The sequence below is a fragment of the Streptomyces sp. NBC_01723 genome, from assembly GCF_036246005.1.
In the GTDB taxonomy this organism is placed as follows: domain Bacteria; phylum Actinomycetota; class Actinomycetes; order Streptomycetales; family Streptomycetaceae; genus Streptomyces.
Genome location: NZ_CP109171.1, coordinates 938,620 through 956,010 on the forward strand (window position 1 = coordinate 938,620; position 17,391 = coordinate 956,010).

19 protein-coding genes are annotated in these 17,391 nt (G+C 72.7%); 7 read left to right on the top strand and 12 right to left on the bottom strand.

The features are described from left to right. The first annotated feature begins 72 nt into the window (after window positions 1-72). Both OIE75_RS04420 and OIE75_RS04425 read left to right on the top strand, forming a co-directional pair. Complete coding sequence (locus OIE75_RS04420; protein WP_307009836.1) at window positions 73-1,149, top strand: LacI family DNA-binding transcriptional regulator; 1,077 nt, start codon at window positions 73-75, stop codon at window positions 1,147-1,149. 94 nt (window positions 1,150-1,243) lie between these two features. Continuing rightward, entirely contained in the window at window positions 1,244-2,041 is a 798-nt protein-coding gene (locus OIE75_RS04425; RefSeq protein ID WP_329473929.1) for a hypothetical protein, read from the top strand. Here the strand turns inward: OIE75_RS04425 and OIE75_RS04430 are convergent. The 5 genes from OIE75_RS04430 to OIE75_RS04450 all read right to left on the bottom strand — a co-directional run bounded on the left by OIE75_RS04430 (window position 2,022) and on the right by OIE75_RS04450 (window position 6,560). Further along, complete coding sequence (locus tag OIE75_RS04430; RefSeq protein ID WP_307009838.1) at window positions 2,022-3,320, bottom strand: DUF6986 family protein; 1,299 nt, start codon at window positions 3,318-3,320, stop codon at window positions 2,022-2,024. The genes OIE75_RS04425 and OIE75_RS04430 overlap by 20 nt on opposite strands. Window positions 3,321-3,486: 166 nt before the next feature. Then, window positions 3,487-4,449 carry an electron transfer flavoprotein subunit alpha/FixB family protein gene (locus OIE75_RS04435; RefSeq protein WP_329469638.1) on the bottom strand — a complete coding sequence of 321 codons (963 nt, stop codon included), beginning with the start codon at window positions 4,447-4,449 and terminating at the stop codon, window positions 3,487-3,489. Window positions 4,450-4,503: 54 nt separating this feature from the next. Beyond that, window positions 4,504-5,292 carry an electron transfer flavoprotein subunit beta/FixA family protein gene (locus OIE75_RS04440; protein ID WP_122620747.1) on the bottom strand — a complete coding sequence of 263 codons (789 nt, stop codon included), beginning with the start codon at window positions 5,290-5,292 and terminating at the stop codon, window positions 4,504-4,506. Between the two features lie 232 nt (window positions 5,293-5,524). Beyond that, window positions 5,525-6,034, bottom strand: coding sequence for a flavin reductase family protein (locus OIE75_RS04445; RefSeq protein ID WP_307009842.1), 510 nt, complete (start codon window positions 6,032-6,034; stop codon window positions 5,525-5,527). Window positions 6,035-6,179: 145 nt separating this feature from the next. Then, window positions 6,180-6,560 carry a TlpA family protein disulfide reductase gene (locus OIE75_RS04450; RefSeq protein ID WP_373462934.1) on the bottom strand — a complete coding sequence of 127 codons (381 nt, stop codon included), beginning with the start codon at window positions 6,558-6,560 and terminating at the stop codon, window positions 6,180-6,182. Between the two features lie 265 nt (window positions 6,561-6,825). Between OIE75_RS04450 and OIE75_RS04455 the strand changes: the two genes are divergently transcribed. Further along, a complete protein-coding gene (locus OIE75_RS04455; RefSeq protein WP_307009844.1) occupies window positions 6,826-7,554 on the top strand; it encodes a lysophospholipid acyltransferase family protein in 729 nt (242 codons plus the stop codon). Window positions 7,555-7,564: 10 nt separating this feature from the next. Here the strand turns inward: OIE75_RS04455 and OIE75_RS04460 are convergent, their stop codons facing one another. The 4 genes from OIE75_RS04460 to OIE75_RS04475 all read right to left on the bottom strand — a co-directional run bounded on the left by OIE75_RS04460 (window position 7,565) and on the right by OIE75_RS04475 (window position 11,494). Beyond that, window positions 7,565-8,137 (bottom strand): transglutaminase domain-containing protein, encoded by a 573-nt coding sequence (locus OIE75_RS04460; RefSeq protein ID WP_307009846.1) that lies wholly within the window; start codon window positions 8,135-8,137, stop codon window positions 7,565-7,567. Window positions 8,138-8,223: 86 nt separating this feature from the next. Continuing rightward, window positions 8,224-9,294, bottom strand: a complete 1,071-nt coding sequence (locus tag OIE75_RS04465) for a threonine aldolase family protein (RefSeq protein WP_329469640.1) — start codon at window positions 9,292-9,294, stop codon at window positions 8,224-8,226. After that, a complete protein-coding gene (locus OIE75_RS04470; RefSeq protein WP_064726548.1) occupies window positions 9,291-10,037 on the bottom strand; it encodes an SDR family NAD(P)-dependent oxidoreductase in 747 nt (248 codons plus the stop codon). The genes OIE75_RS04465 and OIE75_RS04470 overlap by 4 nt, the downstream gene beginning before the upstream one ends. 59 nt (window positions 10,038-10,096) lie before the next feature. Beyond that, entirely contained in the window at window positions 10,097-11,494 is a 1,398-nt protein-coding gene (locus OIE75_RS04475; protein WP_329469643.1) for a DUF6421 family protein, read from the bottom strand. A 228-nt stretch (window positions 11,495-11,722) separates the two neighbouring features. Here OIE75_RS04475 and OIE75_RS04480 point away from each other — a divergent pair, with 228 nt between their 5' ends. Continuing rightward, window positions 11,723-12,406 (top strand): glycerophosphodiester phosphodiesterase, encoded by a 684-nt coding sequence (locus OIE75_RS04480; protein ID WP_329469644.1) that lies wholly within the window; start codon window positions 11,723-11,725, stop codon window positions 12,404-12,406. A 3-nt stretch (window positions 12,407-12,409) separates the two neighbouring features. On the opposite strand, the gene OIE75_RS04485 is transcribed toward OIE75_RS04480, so the two are convergent. Next, window positions 12,410-12,949 carry a GNAT family N-acetyltransferase gene (locus OIE75_RS04485; protein WP_307009854.1) on the bottom strand — a complete coding sequence of 180 codons (540 nt, stop codon included), beginning with the start codon at window positions 12,947-12,949 and terminating at the stop codon, window positions 12,410-12,412. Between the two features lie 76 nt (window positions 12,950-13,025). On the opposite strand from OIE75_RS04485, the gene OIE75_RS04490 reads away from it, so the two are divergent. Beyond that, a complete protein-coding gene (locus OIE75_RS04490) occupies window positions 13,026-13,418 on the top strand; it encodes a VOC family protein (protein WP_122620756.1) in 393 nt (130 codons plus the stop codon). A 107-nt stretch (window positions 13,419-13,525) separates the two neighbouring features. Further along, window positions 13,526-14,290: a VOC family protein gene (locus tag OIE75_RS04495; RefSeq protein WP_329469645.1), complete on the top strand. Its 765-nt coding sequence runs from the start codon at window positions 13,526-13,528 to the stop codon at window positions 14,288-14,290. A gap of 63 nt (window positions 14,291-14,353) precedes the next feature. Here OIE75_RS04495 and OIE75_RS04500 read toward each other — a convergent pair whose 3' ends face one another. After that, window positions 14,354-14,911 (bottom strand): MarR family winged helix-turn-helix transcriptional regulator, encoded by a 558-nt coding sequence (locus OIE75_RS04500; RefSeq protein ID WP_122620758.1) that lies wholly within the window; start codon window positions 14,909-14,911, stop codon window positions 14,354-14,356. Next, the gene (locus tag OIE75_RS04505) at window positions 14,908-16,620 is read right to left on the bottom strand and encodes an FUSC family protein (protein WP_329469646.1); all 1,713 of its coding nucleotides are present in this window, start codon (window positions 16,618-16,620) and stop codon (window positions 14,908-14,910) included. The genes OIE75_RS04500 and OIE75_RS04505 overlap by 4 nt, the downstream gene beginning before the upstream one ends. A gap of 208 nt (window positions 16,621-16,828) precedes the next feature. Between OIE75_RS04505 and OIE75_RS04510 the strand changes: the two genes are divergently transcribed. Beyond that, entirely contained in the window at window positions 16,829-17,383 is a 555-nt protein-coding gene (locus OIE75_RS04510; protein ID WP_307009860.1) for a DUF5134 domain-containing protein, read from the top strand. Window positions 17,384-17,391 lie beyond the last annotated feature (8 nt).

Here is a 17,391-nt window from a genome sequence, read left to right on the forward strand (position 1 = left end):
CTCGACGCCACATCCTCATACAAACGCACGACCGACACATCCCCCGTGGACGACAGGAGCCGACGCACTCCCGTGGACGACAGGACAGGACACCGCATCGTGCCCGACACGACCCGCCGCGCAGACCGCCTCCCCGGGAACCGCTACGGCAATCGCCCGACCATGAAGGACGTCGCCGCCCGGGCCGGAGTCGGCCTGAAGACCGTCTCCCGGGTGGTCAACGGGGAGGCCGGCGTCACCCCGGAGACCGAGCGCCGCGTCCAGGAGGCCATCGACGCCCTCGGCTTCCGCCGCAACGACAGCGCGCGGGTGCTCCGCAAGGGACGGACCGCGAGCATCGGCCTCGTCCTGGAGGATCTGGCCGACCCCTTCTACGGGCCGCTCAGCCGCGCCGTGGAGGAGGTGGCCCGGGCGCACGGCGCGCTGCTGATCAACGGGTCCAGCGCGGAGGACCCGGACCGTGAGCAGGAGCTGGTGCTGGCGCTGTGCGCGCGGCGCGTCGACGGCCTCGTGGTCATTCCGGCCGGGGACGACCACCGGTACCTGGAGCCAGAGCTGAAGGCGGGCGTCGCGACGGTGTTCGTGGACCGCCCGGCGGGGCAGATCGACGCGGACGTGGTGGTGTCCGACAACTTCGGCGGCGCCCGCGACGGCGTGGCCCACCTGATCGCGCACGGGCACCGCAGGATCGGCTTCATCGGCGACATGCCCCGCATCCACACGGCCGCCGAGCGGCTGCGCGGCTACCGGGCCGCCATGGAGGACGCGGGCATCCCGGTGAAGGACGCCTGGATGTCCCTGGGCGTCACCGACCCCGAGCGGGTGCGCAGGGCGGCCGAGGACATGCTGGCGGACCCGGAGCCGGTCACCGCGATCTTCACCGGCAACAACCGGGTGACCGTCACCGTCATCCGCGTCCTGGCCGAGCACACCCCGGGCGTCGCCCTCGTCGGCTTCGACGACATCGAGCTGGCCGACCTGCTCCAGCCGGGCGTCACCGTGGTCGCGCAGGACGCGGCCGCCCTCGGCCGCACCGCCGCCGAGCGCCTGTTCCGGCAGCTGGACGGCACCCTCCTCGCGCCGGACCGCATCGAACTGCCGACCAGGCTCGTCACCCGCGGCTCCGGCGAGCTGCCGCCGGCGGGCTGAGGCGGGCGTGCCGAAGCCACCGGGCGAAGACTCCGCACCGCGGTCTCCCGAGGGCTCCCGCGCGGCCGTACGGGCCGACGGCGACGACCGGACGCTGGAGGCGCTCGGGCTGGCCGGGGTGCCCCGTGAGGAGCCGCTGCTGTACCCGGGCGCGTGGCCCCGGGAGTCAGGGCTGCTCGACGGCGACCGGCTGCTGCCGCTGGACCGGCCGGTCCCCGAGGACGGGGGCGACCGGGTCCCGGTGCTGGCGATCGGTTCCAACGCGAGCCCGGGCCAGCTGCGCCACAAGATGGCCGAGTTCGGCATCGACTCGCCGGTCCCGATGGTCAGGACCCGGGTCACCGGCCTGGACATCGGGGTCTCCGCCCACGTGAGCCGCATGGGCTACGTCTCGGCCTCGCCGGTTGGCGCCCCGGGCGTCGTGCGGGAGCTGTTCGTCCTGTGGCTGGACCCCGGGCAGCTCGCCGTGATCGACGCGAGCGAGGGCGTGCCCATGGCCCACGGCAACTTCGACCGGGCCTGGCTCCCCGCGCCCGAGGTACGCGTCGAGCCGCCGGACGGCACGGTGCTGCGCGGCGCCTACATCTACGTCAACCGCCACGGCGTCCTGCACGACGGCACCGGCACGCCACGGCGGCACCCGGGCGAACAACGGCCCCTGATCACCGACCTGCTGCGCGGATCGGCCCGGTTGCGCGCGCTCTTCGGCACGACACCCGAGGAGTTCTGCGCCCGGGCACGGGCCGACCGCTCCCTGTGCGACCGGGGCACGCGGCTGTTCGCCGCGGAGCGACGCGTGACGGCATCGGGCCTGGAGAAGTACGTGCGCCCCGACCGGCCCGAGGGCCCCCGCACCGGGACCCGGCCGCCGCCTACTGCGCCGATGCCGTGAGGTCGCCGCGCCGGGGCGCGGAGAAGCCCTCCAGGTCGGTGCGGGTCAGGCCGGTGAGGCGGGCGACCTCTCCGATGTCGAGGGCGCCGCAGTCCAGGCCGCGCAGGAGGTAGCCGCTGAGGGCCTTGGCGGTGGCGGGCTCGTCCATGACGTCGCCGCCCGCGCGGTTCACGTACCGGGCAAGGCGGGCGGCGGCCTGCTCGAAGCCCTCGCGGTAGAAGGCGAAGACGGCCGCGTACCGGGTGGGGATGTGGGCGGGGTGCATGTCCCAGCCCTGGTAGTAGGCGCGGGCGAGGGCGCGGCGGGTGAGGCCGTAGTGCAGGCGCCAGGCGTCGTGCACCTTGGCCGTGGGGCCGACCGGCAGGACGTTGGTGGAGCCGTCCGAGACGCGTACGCCGGTGCCCGCGGCGGCGACCTGCATGACCGCCTTGGCGTGGTCGGCGGCGGGATGGTCGCTGGCCTGGTGGGCGGCGGACACGCCGAGGCAGGCGCTGTAGTCGAAGGTGCCGTAGTGCAGGCCGGTGGCGCGGCCCTCGGCGGCCTGGATCATGCGGGCGACGGCGGCGGTGCCGTCGGTGGCGAGGATGGACTGGCTGGTCTCGATCTGGATCTCGAAGCCGATCCGGCCCGGCGTCAGGCCGCGTGCCTTCTCGAACGCCTCCAGGAGCCGCACCATGGCGGTGACCTGCTCGGGGTAGGTCACCTTCGGCAGCGTGAGGACCAGGCCCTCGGGCAGGCCGCCGGCCTCCATCAGGCCGCTGAGGAAGACGTCGAGGGTGCGGATGCCGCGGGCCCGCACCGGGGCTTCCATGCACTTCATCCGGATGCCCATGTACGGGGCCGCCGTGCCCTGTGCGTACGCCTCGGCGATCAGACGGGCGGCACGGGCGGCGGCCTCGTCCTCCTCGGCGTCCGTGCGGTTGCCGTAGCCGTCCTCGAAGTCGACCCGGAGGTCTTCGATCGGCTCGCGCTCCAGTTTGGCGCGCACGCGCGTGTGGACGGGCTCGGCGAGGTCGTCGGCGAGGCCGAGGACGGCGGCGAAGGAGGCGGCGTCCGGGGCGTGTTCGTCGAGGGCGGCGAGCGCCCGGTCGCCCCAGGAGCGGATGGTGTCGGCGGCGAAGACGTCACCGGGGACGTACACGGTGTGGACGGGCTGGCGGGTGCCCGGGTCTCCGGGGTAGCGGCGCTCCAGCTCCGCGTCGACCGGTGCGAGGGAGGCACTGATCTCCTCGCCGACGGCGCCCGCGAGGCTCGTTGCCACCTTCTCCTGCTGACCCATCCCACACCCTCCTGGTATCCACTTTTCCGCTGAACGGAATCAATAATCCGTAGAGCGAAGTTATCCGGCGGTTCGTCGCCGGTCAACACCATCCTGCGCAGACACCGAGGCCCCCGCGACCAGGACGACGGTCGCGGGGGCCTCGGCCGAAATGCCGGGAGGGCGCTCAGCCCTTGCGGGACTTCACTTCCTCGGTGAGCTGCGGGACCACGTCGAACAGGTCGCCGACGACGCCGTAGTCGACCAGGTCGAAGATCGGGGCCTCGGCGTCCTTGTTGATCGCCACGATCGTCTTCGAGGTCTGCATGCCCGCGCGGTGCTGGATCGCGCCGGAGATGCCGGAGGCGATGTACAGCTGCGGCGAGACGGACTTGCCGGTCTGGCCGACCTGGTTGGTGTGCGGGTACCAGCCCGCGTCCACCGCGGCGCGCGAGGCACCGACGGCCGCGCCGAGCGAGTCGGCGAGCGCCTCGATGATCGCGAAGTTCTCCGCGCCGTTGACGCCACGGCCGCCGGAGACGACGATCGCGGCCTCGGTCAGCTCGGGGCGGCCGGTCGACTCGCGCGGCGTGCGCGCGGTGACCTTGGTACCCGTGGCCTGGGCGGAGAAGGTGACCGACAGGGCCTCGACGGCACCGGCGGCCGCGGCGGGCTCGACGGCGGCGCTGTTGGGCTTGACCGTGATGACCGGGGTGCCCTTGGAGACGCGGGACTTGGTGGTGAAGGCGGCGGCGAACACCGACTGGGTGGCCACCGGGCCCTCGTCGCCGGCCTCCAGGTCGACGGCGTCGGTGATGACGCCCGATCCCAGTCGCAGCGCCAGGCGGGCGGCGATCTCCTTGCCCTCGGCGGAGGACGGGACCAGCACGGCGGCCGGGGAGACAGCCTCGACGGCGGCCTGGAGGGCGTCCACCTTCGGCACGACCAGGTAGTCGGCGTACTCGGCGGCCTCGTGGGTGAGGACCTTCACCGCGCCGTGCTCGGCGAGGGCGGCGGCGGTGTCGGCGGCGCCGTTGCCCAGCGCGACGGCGACCGGCTCGCCGATGCGGCGGGCGAGGGTCAGCAGCTCCAGGGTCGGCTTGCGGACGGCACCGTCCACGTGATCGACGTAGACGAGAACTTCAGCCATGGGACTTCTTCTCTCCTGCTTGCGAAAGATGAGGGGCGGTCGGCGGAGCGGGGCTCAGATGAACTTCTGGCCCGCGAGGAACTCGGCGAGCTGCTTGCCGCCCTCGCCCTCGTCCTTGACGATGGTGCCCGCGGTGCGCGCCGGGCGCTCGGCCGCGGAGTCGACCGCGGTCCAGGCGTTCTCCAGGCCGACCTCGTCCTCGTCGATGTCGAGGTCGGAGAGGTCCCAGGACTCGACCGGCTTCTTCTTGGCCGCCATGATGCCCTTGAAGGACGGGTAACGCGCCTCGCCCGACTGGTCGGTGACGGACACGACGGCCGGGAGGGAGGCCTCCAGCTGCTCGGTGGCGGTGTCGCCGTCCCGGCGGCCCTTGACCGTCCCGCCCTCGACGGAGACCTCGGACAGCAGCGTCACCTGCGGCACCCCCAGGCGCTCGGCGAGCAGCGCCGGTACGACGCCCATGGTGCCGTCGGTGGAGGCCATGCCGGAGACGACCAGGTCGTAGCCGGCCTTCTCGATCGCCTTGGCCAGGACCAGGGAGGTGCCGATGGCGTCGGTGCCGTGCAGGTCGTCGTCCTCGACGTGGATCGCCTTGTCCGCGCCCATGGACAGCGCCTTGCGCAGCGCGTCCTTCGCGTCCTCGGGGCCCACCGTCAGGACGGTGATCTCCACGTCGTCGTCGGAATTCTCGGAGATCTGCAGCGCCTGCTCGACCGCGTACTCGTCCAGCTCGGAGAGCAGACCGTCCACGTCGTCCCGGTCGACGGTCAGGTCATCGGCGAAGTGCCGGTCGCCAGTGGCGTCGGGCACGTACTTCACAGTGACAACGATCCTCAAGCTCACGCCGGCTCTCCTACTGCGTCGACATTTCAGTGCTGCCTCTTGCAGGCAGCATAGGCGCCCCAAGCGGCCGATCCCGGGCGGGGCGACCTGCGCTTCGCACCGGAATATTACTCGTCAGTACACCCAGTTCTTTCCCGCTAAGCAAGCGCTTTGAACTGTGACCTTCGCAACGCAGCGTAACCGGAACTCGACGCCTCCGCAGAAGCGCCGGGTGCCGGGGCGCCGGCACCGCTCAGTCGCGCAGGCCGGTGTAGCCGCCCCGGTGGTACAGCAGGGGACCGCCGGTGCCCGAGGGGTCGCCGGTCAGCACCTCGGCCAGCACGATGCGGTGGTCCCCCGCCGGCACCCGGCCGACGACGCGGCAGACGAGCCAGGCGAGGACCCCGTCCAGCAGGGGGACGCCGTGCGGGCCCTCCCGCCAGGCGGTGGGCGCCGCGAAGCGGTCGGCTCCGCTGCGGGCGAAGGTGGCGGCCAGCTCCTCCTGGTGTTCGCCCAGTACGTGCACCCCGACGTACTCGGCAGCGGAGACCGCGGGCCAGCTGGAGGAGCCGGTGCCGATACCGAAGGAGAGCAGCGGCGGCCGGGCGGACACGGACGTGAGGGAGGTGGCCGTGAAGCCGGCCGGACCGGCTGCACCGGACGCGGTGATCACGGCGACTCCCGCCGCGTGGAGCCGGAAGACGGACCGCAGCAGGTCGTCGGTGGCGAGCCGCGGCGCGGCGACGTCGGGTGTGGCCGTCATACGGGGTGTCCTTCTGCGTTGTGCCTCGGTCCGGGCAACGGGGAGCGGGGCCTTCGGGCAGGCTGACGACAGGTGGCGCACACAGTCAAATACGTCCCGGGACGCGGAAGCTGTGGAGGACGCCTCACCCCCGGCGTGGCGCTGATCACACCGCCTCGCCCAGGGCGGCGATCACGTCCGCCTTGCGCGGCTGCCCGACGGCACGCCGCACGACGCGGCCGCCGCCGTCGAGGACCAGCACGGTCGGGGTCTTGTGCACGCCGAGGGCGCGGACGAGTTCCAGGCGGGCCTCGGCGTCGATCTCGACGTGGGCGACGCCGGGGACCATGCGGGCCACCTCGCCGAGGACCCGCCGGGTGGCACGGCAGGGGGAACAGAAGGCGCTGGAGAACTGCACGAGCGTCGCGCGGCTGCCGAGTTCCGCCCCGAGGTCGGCCGCGTCGAGGTGCGGACCCGGAGTCCCGAGCCCGCCGTCGTCACCCTGCCCGCGCACCAGCGCGCCCCCGATCCGCCGCGTCCGCGGCACTCATGGGCACGCCTGAGCAGCGCGCCACCGGTCCGGTCGTCCCCAGGTGCAGCACTCGCGGCGGCGTGGAGATTCCCGGTCCACGATCGTCTTCCGGCCACCCGATGGACGGGCGAGTGATGAGGATCTCGCCGCGTACGGGCACCAAGGCTGGTACATGGGCCGTTCTTGGGGCACGATCTGCGACAAGCCGTAAACCTACGGCTCCGTAACTTTCGACTGGGAGCCCCCTTCCCAGGCTGACAAGGAAGGGCCCGACCCGCCCATGGCAGAACTCGCCTACCGCCCGGCCATCGGTCTCGCCCGCACCCTGTTCAAGGTGTGGGACCTCAAGATCGACTGCCAGGGTTCGGAGAACATCCCGCGCGAGGGCGGCGCCGTGCTGGTGAGCAATCACATCAGCTACCTGGATTTCATCTTCGACGGCCTGGCGGCGCTGCCCCAGAAGCGGCTGGTGCGCTTCATGGCGAAGGAGTCGGTCTTCCGGCACCGGGTCTCCGGCCCGCTGATGCGCAACATGAAGCACATCCCGGTGGACCGCAAACAGGGCGAGGCGGCATACGCGCACGCCCTGGACTCGCTGCGGTCCGGCGAGATCATCGGGGTCTTCCCGGAGGCGACGATCTCCGAGTCGTTCACGCTGAAGAGCTTCAAGTCGGGCGCCGCGCGCCTGGCGCAGGAAGCGGGCGTCCCGCTGATCCCGATGGCGCTGTGGGGCACCCAGCGTCTGTGGACCAAGGGACACCCGCGCAACTTCAAGCGCAGCCACACCCCGATCACGATCCGGGTCGGCGAGGCGATGGAGGCCTCCCGCGAGCAGTACGCGGGCGCGATCACCCGCCGCCTGCGCGAGCGCGTGCAGGAGCTGCTGGAGGCCGCGCAGCGCGCCTACCCGGTACGCCCCAAGGGCGCGGACGACACCTGGTGGATGCCGGCCCACCTCGGCGGCACCGCGCCGACTCAGGAGCAGCTGCGCGCGACCCAGGCGCACTGAGCCGGGCGCGTCAGAGCGCCGTGGGGAGGGTCGCCCACAGGTGCGGCCGGTCGGTGGCCGCCTTCAGGGCGTCCACCACGGCCGGGTGCGGCGCGGCGTACAGCTCCGGGTAGTCCGCCTCCCCGGCCTCGTGGTCCGGTGTGAACGCCAGCCGCTCCCCCTCCAGGGAGAACCGCGCGTCCACGCCGGGCTTGTTCCCGCGCGGGTCCTGCCGGTGCCAGGCACCGTTGAAGCGCACCGCGACCAGACCGTGCACCACGTCGAACCGCTGGTAGCACAGGGCGGCCGGGATGTCCTCGGCCCGCAGCAGGGCGGCCAGCGCGTGCGCCTTGGCGTAGCAGATGCCGGTACGCCGCTCCAGGACGTCGGAGGCCCGCCAGGTGACGCGCGGGTCTCCGGAGTCCTGCGAGTGCGGGATGGTGTCCCGCACGAACTCGAAGGCCAGTCGCGCATAGGAATACGAGTCGGCCGCCTCTTTTGCGAGTCCGTCGGCCACCTCCCGTACGCGGGGGTGGTCATGGTCGATGACCTCGTCGGCAGCCAGATAGGCGGACAGGTCGGGGGTCTTCTGGATCAGCTCCATGCCCGCAGAGCATAGAAACGCGATCACCCGTCAGTCAATGACTTTTCAGGTGACCGCATATCTATGCATCGACGGGGACTCGCGGCTCAGCGCGCCATCTCCTCCTTGAGCGCCGCCACGAAGGTGTCGACGTCGTCCTCGGTGGTGTCGAAGGCACACATCCAGCGCACGTCTCCGGCGGCCTCGTCCCAGAAGTAGAACCGGAACCGCTTCTGCAGGCGCTCGCTCACCTCGTGCGGCAGGCGGGCGAAGACCGCGTTGGCCTGCACCGGGTAGAGGATCTCCACACCGTGCACGGCACGCACGCCGTCGGCGAGGCGCTGCGCCATCTCGTTGCCGTGCCGGGCGTTGCGCAGCCACAGGTCCTTGGCGAGCAGCGCCTCCAGCTGCACCGACACGAAGCGCATCTTGGAGGCGAGCTGCATGGAGAGCTTGCGCAAGTGCTTCATGTGGCTGACGGCGTCCTGGTTGAGGACCACGACCGCCTCGCCGAACAGGGCACCGTTCTTGGTTCCGCCGAGCGAGAGCAGGTCGACGCCGACGGCGTTGGTGAACGTCCGCATGGGCACGTCCAGGGAGGCGGCGGCGTTGGCTATACGGGAGCCGTCCAGGTGCACCTTCATGCCGTGCGCGTGGGCGTGTTCGCAGATGGCCCGGACCTCGTCGGGCGTGTAGAGCGTGCCCAGCTCGGTGCTCTGGGTGATCGACACGACCTGCGGCATCGCGCGGTGCTCGTCGTCCCAGCCGTACGCCTGCCGGTCGATGAGGTCGGGGGTGAGCTTGCCGTCGGGCGTGGGCACGGTGAGCAGTTTCAGCCCGCCCATACGCTCGGGGGCGCCGCCCTCGTCGACGTTGATGTGCGCGCTCTCGGCGCAGATCACCGCCCCCCAGCGGTCGGTGACCGCCTGGAGCGCGACGACGTTGGCGCCGGTGCCGTTGAAGACCGGGAAGGCCTCGGCGCCGGAGCCGAAGTGGCCGCGGATCACCCGCTGGAGGTTCTCGGTGTACTCGTCCTCGCCGTACGCGACCTGGTGCCCGCCGTTGGCCAGCGCCAGCGCGGCGAGTACCTCCGGGTGTGCCCCGGCGTAGTTGTCACTGGCGAAACTGCGGACCTCGGGGTCGTGATGGCGACGCGCGTCGGTCTTCGGGGGGTTCACGGCTTCTCGGTCAGCCACAGACGGTTTCCGTTCACTTCCGCGGCGGGCTTGTCCCAGACTCCGGCGACGGCCTCGGCGAGGTCACGCACGTCCGTGAAGCCCGCGAACTTCGCGTTGGGCCGCTCGGCGCGCATCGCGTCGTGCACCAACGCCTTCACCACCAGGATCGCAGCCGCCGACGTCGGCCCCTGCTCGCCCCCCGCCTTGCGGAAGTAGTCCGCCATCGCCAGGGTCCAGGCCTCGGCCGCGGCCTTGGCGGCGGAGTAGGCGGCGTTGCCCGCGGTCGGGTTGCTCGCGCCCGCGGCGCTGATCAGCACGTACCGGCCGCGGTCGCTGCGCTGGAGCGCCTCGTGGAAGGCGAGCGAGGTGTGCTGCACCGTGCGGATCAGCAGCAGTTCCAGCAGGTCCCAGTCGTCGAGGTTGGTCTTGGTGAAGCTCTGGCTGCCGCGCCAGCCGCCGACGAGGTGGACGAGGCCGTCGACCCGCCCGAACTCCTGCTCGGTGCGGTCGGCCCAGGCCTGGGCGGCGTCCCGGTCGAGCAGGTCGACGGTCTCGCCGGTGACGCTGGCGCCGCCGTGCGCGTAGCGGGCCGCGTCCACCGCCTCCGCCAGCCGCTCCGGGTCGTTGTCCGAGCCGACGACCGTCGCACCCGCCTCGGCGAGCCGCAGCAGCGCGGCCCGTCCGGCGGGTCCGCCCGCTCCGGCCACCGCGATCACCGCGCCGTCGAGCGCCCCGTTCCCCATGGTCCTCGCCTCCCGAGCCTGTGCCTGCCGCTGTTGTGCCTGACCGCCGGTGCCGTCGCTCACGCGGCGGCCCGTTCGGCGCCGTCCGCGGTGATGCCCCGGGTCGAGGCAATCACCTTCTTGAGTTTCTTGGACAGCGCCTCGTAGAACATGCTCAGCGGAAACTCGTCCGGAAGCACGTCGTCGACCAGCTTGCGCGGGGGCAGGGTGAGGTCCAGGGCGTCGGGGCCCTTCGCCCACTTCGAGCCCGGGTGCGGGGCGAGGTAGGTGGAGACCAGCTCGTAGCCGGCGAACCAGTGGACGATCTTCGGACGGTCGATGCCGTCCCGGTAGAGCGTCTCGATCTCGGCGCACAGCTGGTTGGTGACCTCGGGTGCGCGCTGCCAGTCGATGAAGAGCTTGTTGTCGGTCCAGCGGACGACGTCGTGCTTGTGCAGGTAGGCGAAGAGGAGCTGACCGCCGAGCCCGTCGTAGTTGCGCACCCGCTCACCGGTGACCGGGAAGCGGAACATGCGGTCGAAGAGGACCGCGACCTGCACGTCACGGGCCTGCGGGACGCCGTCGGCCTCCAGGCGTACGGCCTCCCTGAAGGCGGTGAGGTCGCAGCGCAGCTCCTCCAGGCCGTACATCCAGAACGGCTGGCGCTGCTTGATCATGAACGGGTCGAACGGCAGGTCGCCGTGGCTGTGGGTGCGGTCGTGGACCATGTCCCACAGGACGAACGCCTCCTCGCAGCGCTTCTGGTCGTCCACCAGCGCGGCGACGTCCTCGGGCAGCTCCAGGCCCAGGATGCCCACGGCGGCCTCGGTGACGCGGCGGAAGCGGGCGGCCTCGCGGTCACAGAAGATGCCGCCCCAGGAGAAGCGCTCGGGAGCCTCGCGCACGGCGATGGTCTCCGGGAAGAGGACGGCCGAGTTGGTGTCGTAGCCGGCCGTGAAGTCCTCGAACGTGATGCCGCAGAACAACGGGTTGTCGTAGCGGGTGCGCTCCAGCTCGGCCAGCCAGTCGGGCCAGACCATGCGCAGCACGACCGCTTCGAAGTTGCGGTCCGGGTTGCCGTTCTGCGTGTACATCGGGAAGACGACCAGGTGCTGGAGGCCGTCCGCGCGGTTCGCGGCGGGCTGGAAGGCCAGCAGCGAGTCGAGGAAGTCGGGCACCTCGAAGCCGCCGTCGGCCCAGCGGCCGAGGTCGGCCACCAGGGCCTCGTGGTACGCGTGGTCGTGCGGGAGGAGCGGGGACAGCTCCCGGACCGCCGCGACGACCCGGCGCACGGCGTCCTCGGCGTCGGTCCGCCCGGGCGCGCCCTCGGCGTCGAAGTCGATCGACCCGTCCTTGGACTGCCATGGCCGGATCCGCTCCACGGCATCCTTGAGCACGGGCCACGCCGGGTGCTCAACCACCCTGCTCGCCGGAGGAATGTTCTCCTCCACACCCACCTGCACAAGAATTTCCGTCATGTCCCATCCTCTACGAGAGAAGCTTGCGTCAGGACACCGTATGCATACGAGGTTTCTCCCAGCAAGGGGAGCCCCCGCAAATTATCCTGCCCCACCCGGGCCTTCACCGCATTTTTTCCTGCGGGACGCCCTGGCTCGTATACCAGGCGCGGCAGAGGGGAAACGGTCCCGCAGGGCCGTTAGGCTGCCGCCCTGCCATCGCCGACGTCGACGGAAGCGAGTCGAGCCTTGAACTTCCTCACCATCGGTCACCGCGGAGCGATGGGTGTCGAACCCGAGAACACCCTGCGTTCCTTCGTCGCCGCCGAGCAGGCCGGCCTCGACGTCGTCGAACTCGACCTGCACCTGAGCAAGGACGGCGCGCTCGTCGTCATGCACGACGCGGAGGTGGACCGCACCACCGACGGCAGCGGCGCCATCGCCGACAAGACCCTCGAGGAGCTGCGCGCGCTGGACGCGGGCCGCGGGGAGCGCGTCCCCGTCTTCGAGGAGGTACTGGACGCCGTCTCCGTGCCGTTGCAGGCCGAGATCAAGGACGCGGCGGCCGCCCGGACGCTCTCCGAGGTGATGCTCCGCCGGGACCTGGTGGACCGGGTGGAGGTGATCTCGTTCCACGACGAGGCCATCGTCGAGATCGCGCGGCTGGTGCCGGGGGTGCGCACCGCGCTGGTCGCCCAGTACTACGGCAAGGAAGTCGTGGACCGGGCCGTGGAGGCGGGCGCCGGGACCCTGTGTCTGGACATCAACCGGATCACCCTGGAGATCGTGGAACAGGCCCGCAAGGCGGGCCTGCGGGTCTTCTCCTGGACCATCAACACCCAGGACCAGCTGCGGCTGGTGCGCGCCCTGGGCCTCGACGGCGCGACGACCGACTACCCGGAGATCAAGCGCACCGGCCGCTTCACCGCCTGAGGCTCAGACCAGCGGCTTGACCAGCAGCTCGAACCGCAGGTCGTCGCGGAGCGGAATGCCGAAGCGCTCGTCGCCGTACGGGAAGGGAGTCATCTCTCCCGTACGGCGGTAGCCGCGGCGCTCGTACCAGGCGATGAGGTCCTCGCGGACGGAGATCACGGTCATGTGCATCTCCCTGACGCCCCACGTCCCGCGGGCCTGCCGCTCGGCCTCCGCGATGATCGTCCTGCCGAGGCCCTCACCCTGGAGCGCGGGACTGACGGCGAACATCCCGAAGTACGCGTGCTCCCCGCGGTGCTCCAACTGGCAGCAGGCCACGATCCGGCCGTCCCGCTCGACCGTCAGCAGCCGGCTGTCCGGCGACTTCACGACGTCCAGCACGCCCTGCGGGTCCGTGCGCTGCCCCTGGAGGATGTCCGCCTCGGTGGTCCACCCGACCCGGCTGGAGTCGCCCCGGTAGGCCGACTCTATGAGCGCCACGATCCCGTCCACGTCGGCGTCGGTGGCATCGCGGTAGATCAGTCGGCCGGCGGTGGTGTCCATGTGGGGCGTCTCCGGTTCTCTCTCGGGCGCGGCGGGGGCATCGATGAGGGTAGCGCCGCCAGTAGGGTCGGGACGCATGGTGCATGTACTCAGCAGCCGGATCCTGCTCCGTCCCACCGACCCCGAACGCTCCCGCGCCTTCTACGGCGACCAGCTCGGCCTCGCCGTCCACCGGGAGTTCGGCACCGGTCCGGAGCGGGGCACCGTCTACTTCCTCGGCGGCGGCTTCCTGGAGGTCTCCGGGCGCTCCGAGGCCCCGCTCTCCCCCGCGCTCAAGGTGTGGCTCCAGGTCGAGGACGCGGCGGCGGCCCACGACGAACTGCGCGCCAAGGGCGTCGAGATCGTGCGGCCGCCGGTCGAGGAGCCGTGGGGGCTGGTGGAGATGTGGATCGCGGATCCGGACGGCACCCGGATCGTGCTGGTGGAGGTGCCCGCGGAGCATCCGCTGCGATACCGGCCGGGGATCTGAGGCGTCCGGGCCGCCGGGGCGGTGTGCGCCGGATGGCCCCGGCACCGGGGCGGCCTTAGCGTGCTGGAAGGGGGCGGAGGCCCGCGGCCCGGCGGAAGGAGGCCCCGATGAAGCTTCATGAACCGGTGACCGGCGGACCCTGCTGGGCGGAGCTGGGGACCGACGACCTGGCGGTGGCCGAGCGGTTCTACAGCGGGCTGTTCGGCTGGCGCCCCGAGACGGACCCGAGGCGGCGGGCGAGCGGCCACACGATCGCCCGGCTCGGCGGCGACGCGGTCGCCGGGCTGACCCCGCTGCCGCGGGCGCGGCAGCCGGTCGCGTGGGACGTGGTGTTCGCCGTGCGCGACGCGGACACCGCCGTCCGGCAGGTGACGGCGGCCGGCGGCACGGTGCCGGAGGGGCCCACGGACGTCCCCGGCCACGGCCGCTTCGTGGTGGTCGTGGACCCCACCGGGGCGCTGTTCCAGCTGTGGCAGCCCGGCTCGTTCGCCGGTGCCGGACTGTTCAACGCGCACGGCTCGCTGGGCTGGGTCGAACTGCTGACCCGCGAGCCCGACCTGGCCGCCGACTTCTACACCACGGTGTTCGGCTGGAGCCTGAGCGCCTCGGAGTACTACCCGCAGTGGGGCATCGGCGGGGCGGACTTCGGCGGCATGGTGACGATGGACGAGAAGTTCCCGCACGAGGTGCCGGCGCACTGGCTGCCCTACTTCGCGGTGACGGACGTGGACACGGCGGCGGCCGGCACGACCGACGGCGGCGGCACCGTGCTGATGGAGCCCGTCTCGCCGCCCGACGGACCGCGGATCGCGGTGCTGCGCGATCCCCGGGGCGCGATGTTCGGCGTGTACCGGGCGGGGGACGAGCGCTGAGCCTGCCGGGGCGGCGTGTGGCGGCCGCCGGGTGCCGGCCCGGCCCCGCCTTCGGGGGCCGCTTCAGACCCGCAGCGCGTCCAGGCGGCCCTCCAGCTGGCCCAGCAGCCCGCCGAGAAGTGCCGCCAGCTCCCCCTGCCGGGGCTCGTCGACGCCCGACAGCACGGCGGCCTCGTAGGCGAGCTGTTCGGGCAGGATGCCGTCGACGAGGTCGCGTCCGGTGTCCGTGAGGCGGACGTGCGCGACGCGTCGGTCGCGGGTGTCGCCGCGCCGCTCCACCAGGCCGCGCTCGGTGAGCTGCTTGAGGCGCTTGGTGACGGCGGCGCCGGAGGAGAAGGTCTCGCGGGCGAGGTCGCCCGGGGTCAGCTCGTGGCCGGTGCGGCGCAGCGCGCCGAGCAGGTCGAACTCGGCCCGGCTCAGGCCGGCCCGGCGCAGTGGCGCGTCCTCGGCCTGCTGGAGGAGGGCGGCGCAGCGGTTGATCCGGCCGATGATCTCCATCGGCCCGGTGTCGAGGTCCGGATGGACGGCCCGCCACTGCCGCACGACCGCGGCCACGGTGTCGCCGCCCGGTCCCCCTCTCCCGTCGCCCCCGGTCGCCGAGCCCCCGTCGGTTGCGGTCATGGCCGTACGTCCTCCGCTCTCGTTCCCGTGTCCCGGTCCCGACGCGCTGCCCGGCGTCGCACCGCTGCGGCGAGCGTACGGTGTCCGGACTGCTCGGCGAGCACGACCCTCTCCTGCGGCAGTGCGCGTCCCCACCATTCGCCGGCCGCCCCGTCCACGGTGGCCCGCAGGTCGGTCAGCGCGGCGGCCAGGGACCGGCGGGCGGCCTCCAGGGCGCCGGGCGCCGGATCGGGCTCCGCCAGGACGCGGGCCGTGTGCTCCCGGGCCCGGTCGGCGGCCCGCAGCGCACGCTCGACGCGGTTCCCAGCGCTCCGGTCGGTGACGGCGACGGCGGCCAGGAAGCCGACCAGGGCGCCGACGAGGGTGTCCACCACCCGCTCGGTGATCAGGGAACCCGGTTCCTGGTATCCGGCGAACTCGGTGATGAGCAGCGCCATCGGGGTCACGCAGACGCTGCCGAGCCAGTAGTTGCGGGTGATGAGGGCCTCGGCGCCGAAGTTGAGGGCGAGGCAGAGCAGGACGAGCGGCGCCCGGCCGAGGTGGGCGAGCGGGGCTATGGCGGCGAAGAGCAGCACCCCGGCGAGGTTGCCGACCACGCGCTGCACGGCCCGGCTCCAGGTGAGGGTCAGATTGGCCTGGTAGAGCGCGGCGGCGGTGACCAGCGCCCAGTAGGGGCGGCCGACGCCGAGGGCCAGGGAGGCGTAGCCGGCCAGCGCGCAGCCCAGGGCGGTGCGTACGGCGACCGGAGTGAGCGGGCCGAGCCGCTGCCACAGGGGGGCGGGGCGGGCGGCGAGTTCGGCGTCGACGCCGAGGAGTTCGTCGGTGACGGCCGGGCCGTCGTCGGTGCGGGGGACGCGGCCGGTGCCACGCAGGGCGCGGGCCCAGGTGCGCAGCGGCTCGGGGTCGGTGTCGGCGGGGGCGGCCAGCGCGACCTCGGCGCGGACGACGAGGCGTTCGAGGGCGTGCCGGGTGGTGGCGCGGGCGCCGGTGGCCGGGAGGGACAGCAGCGTCTGCCAGGCGTGCTGCACTGCGGCGTACCCGGCGGCACGGGCGGCGGCGTGGGCGTCGCCGTCGCCGGCGGCACGGGGGTCGGCGTGCTCGGTTTCGGCGTACGCGGCGGCGGCGTTCAGGGCCTGGGCGGTGGCCCGGCGTTCCGGGCCGTGCGGTCGGACCAGGACGGGTGCCATGCAGACCAGCCAGGCCCAGGCGCCGGCGGCGGCGCCCAGGGCCAGGTGGGCGGGGATCTGGCCGAGGGTGTGCGGGACGAAGAGGGCGGCGGAGCTGATGAAGGTCAGGACCACGTTGCCCGGCGGGCCGATGCGGGTGGCGTCGCACAGTGCCTTCTGCACGGCGGCCAGCAGGGCCCCGACGGTGACCAGGACGACGGCGTTCCGGGTGAGCGAGGCGGTGACCAGGGCGACGGCGACTCCGCCGAGCATGCCGAGCACCACCCACGCGAGGGCCCGGGCCCGGGCGGCGTAGGGGCGGTTGTGGGCGTAGAGCGCGCACAGGGACCCGGCCATCGTGTACATCGCCAGGTCGAGCCGGCCGAGTGCCAGCAGGAGCAGGTTGGGCGGGGCGACGGCGGCGACCGAACTCAGGGCGGGCTTGAACCAGATCTCGGAGGGCCGGCGCAGGCGCAGCACGCCGGCCAGGGACAGACGTCGGCCCGGTGAGGTGCCGGGGATGGAGGGGTGCGCACTGCTCATATGAATTACCTTAGCAGGTGTTTTACTTGTGAATCATCACTCCTCGTGCCGGCGGGGAGCGCCCGCGCCGCCATGCCGTGGCGCCGACCAGCGGCAATCCCCCGCGCTCCCCCGAATAACCCCCTGCGTACTCCCTTGCGCTCGCGTGCGCGCCGCGTGGCCGGGGCAGGCCTTGACCGACCGTGGACCGCCGAACGGGGAGGTGCGTGTGCACGGACCGGTGTCGCCCGGATGGCTGCTGGTCGCGCTGTGCGCGGCGACCGGCGCGTACTGCCTGCTGCGGATGCGCAGCCACGAGGGGGAACAGCGCCGCGCCGCGGGCGGCGAGGCGCTGATGGGGTTCGGCATGGCCGCCATGGCCGTGCCCGCGGCGGCGTTCACCCCACCCACGTGGGCCTGGGCCGTATACGTGGTGGTGTTCGGCGCCGCCGGGCTGCGCGCCCTGTGGGCGGCGGCCCGGTACGGGGGCCACCACCTGCACCACCTCGTCGGGGCCGCGGCCATGGTCTACATGGCGGTGGTCATGGCCGGTTCGCCCGCCCACGCCCACGGGCACGGCGTGTCCGGTCCGCCCGCGGCGACGGGTGCGCTGCTGCTCTACTTCACCGGATACGTCCTGCTGTCCGGCGTACGCCTGCTGCCGGTCGTCGCCGTCGCCGGGGGCGGTGGTCCGACGGCCGGGTGGGGGGACCGGCCGGAGCTGGCCCGGGCCTGCCGCCTCTCCATGGGCATCGCGATGCTGGCCATGCTGGCGGCCATGTGACCCGGCGG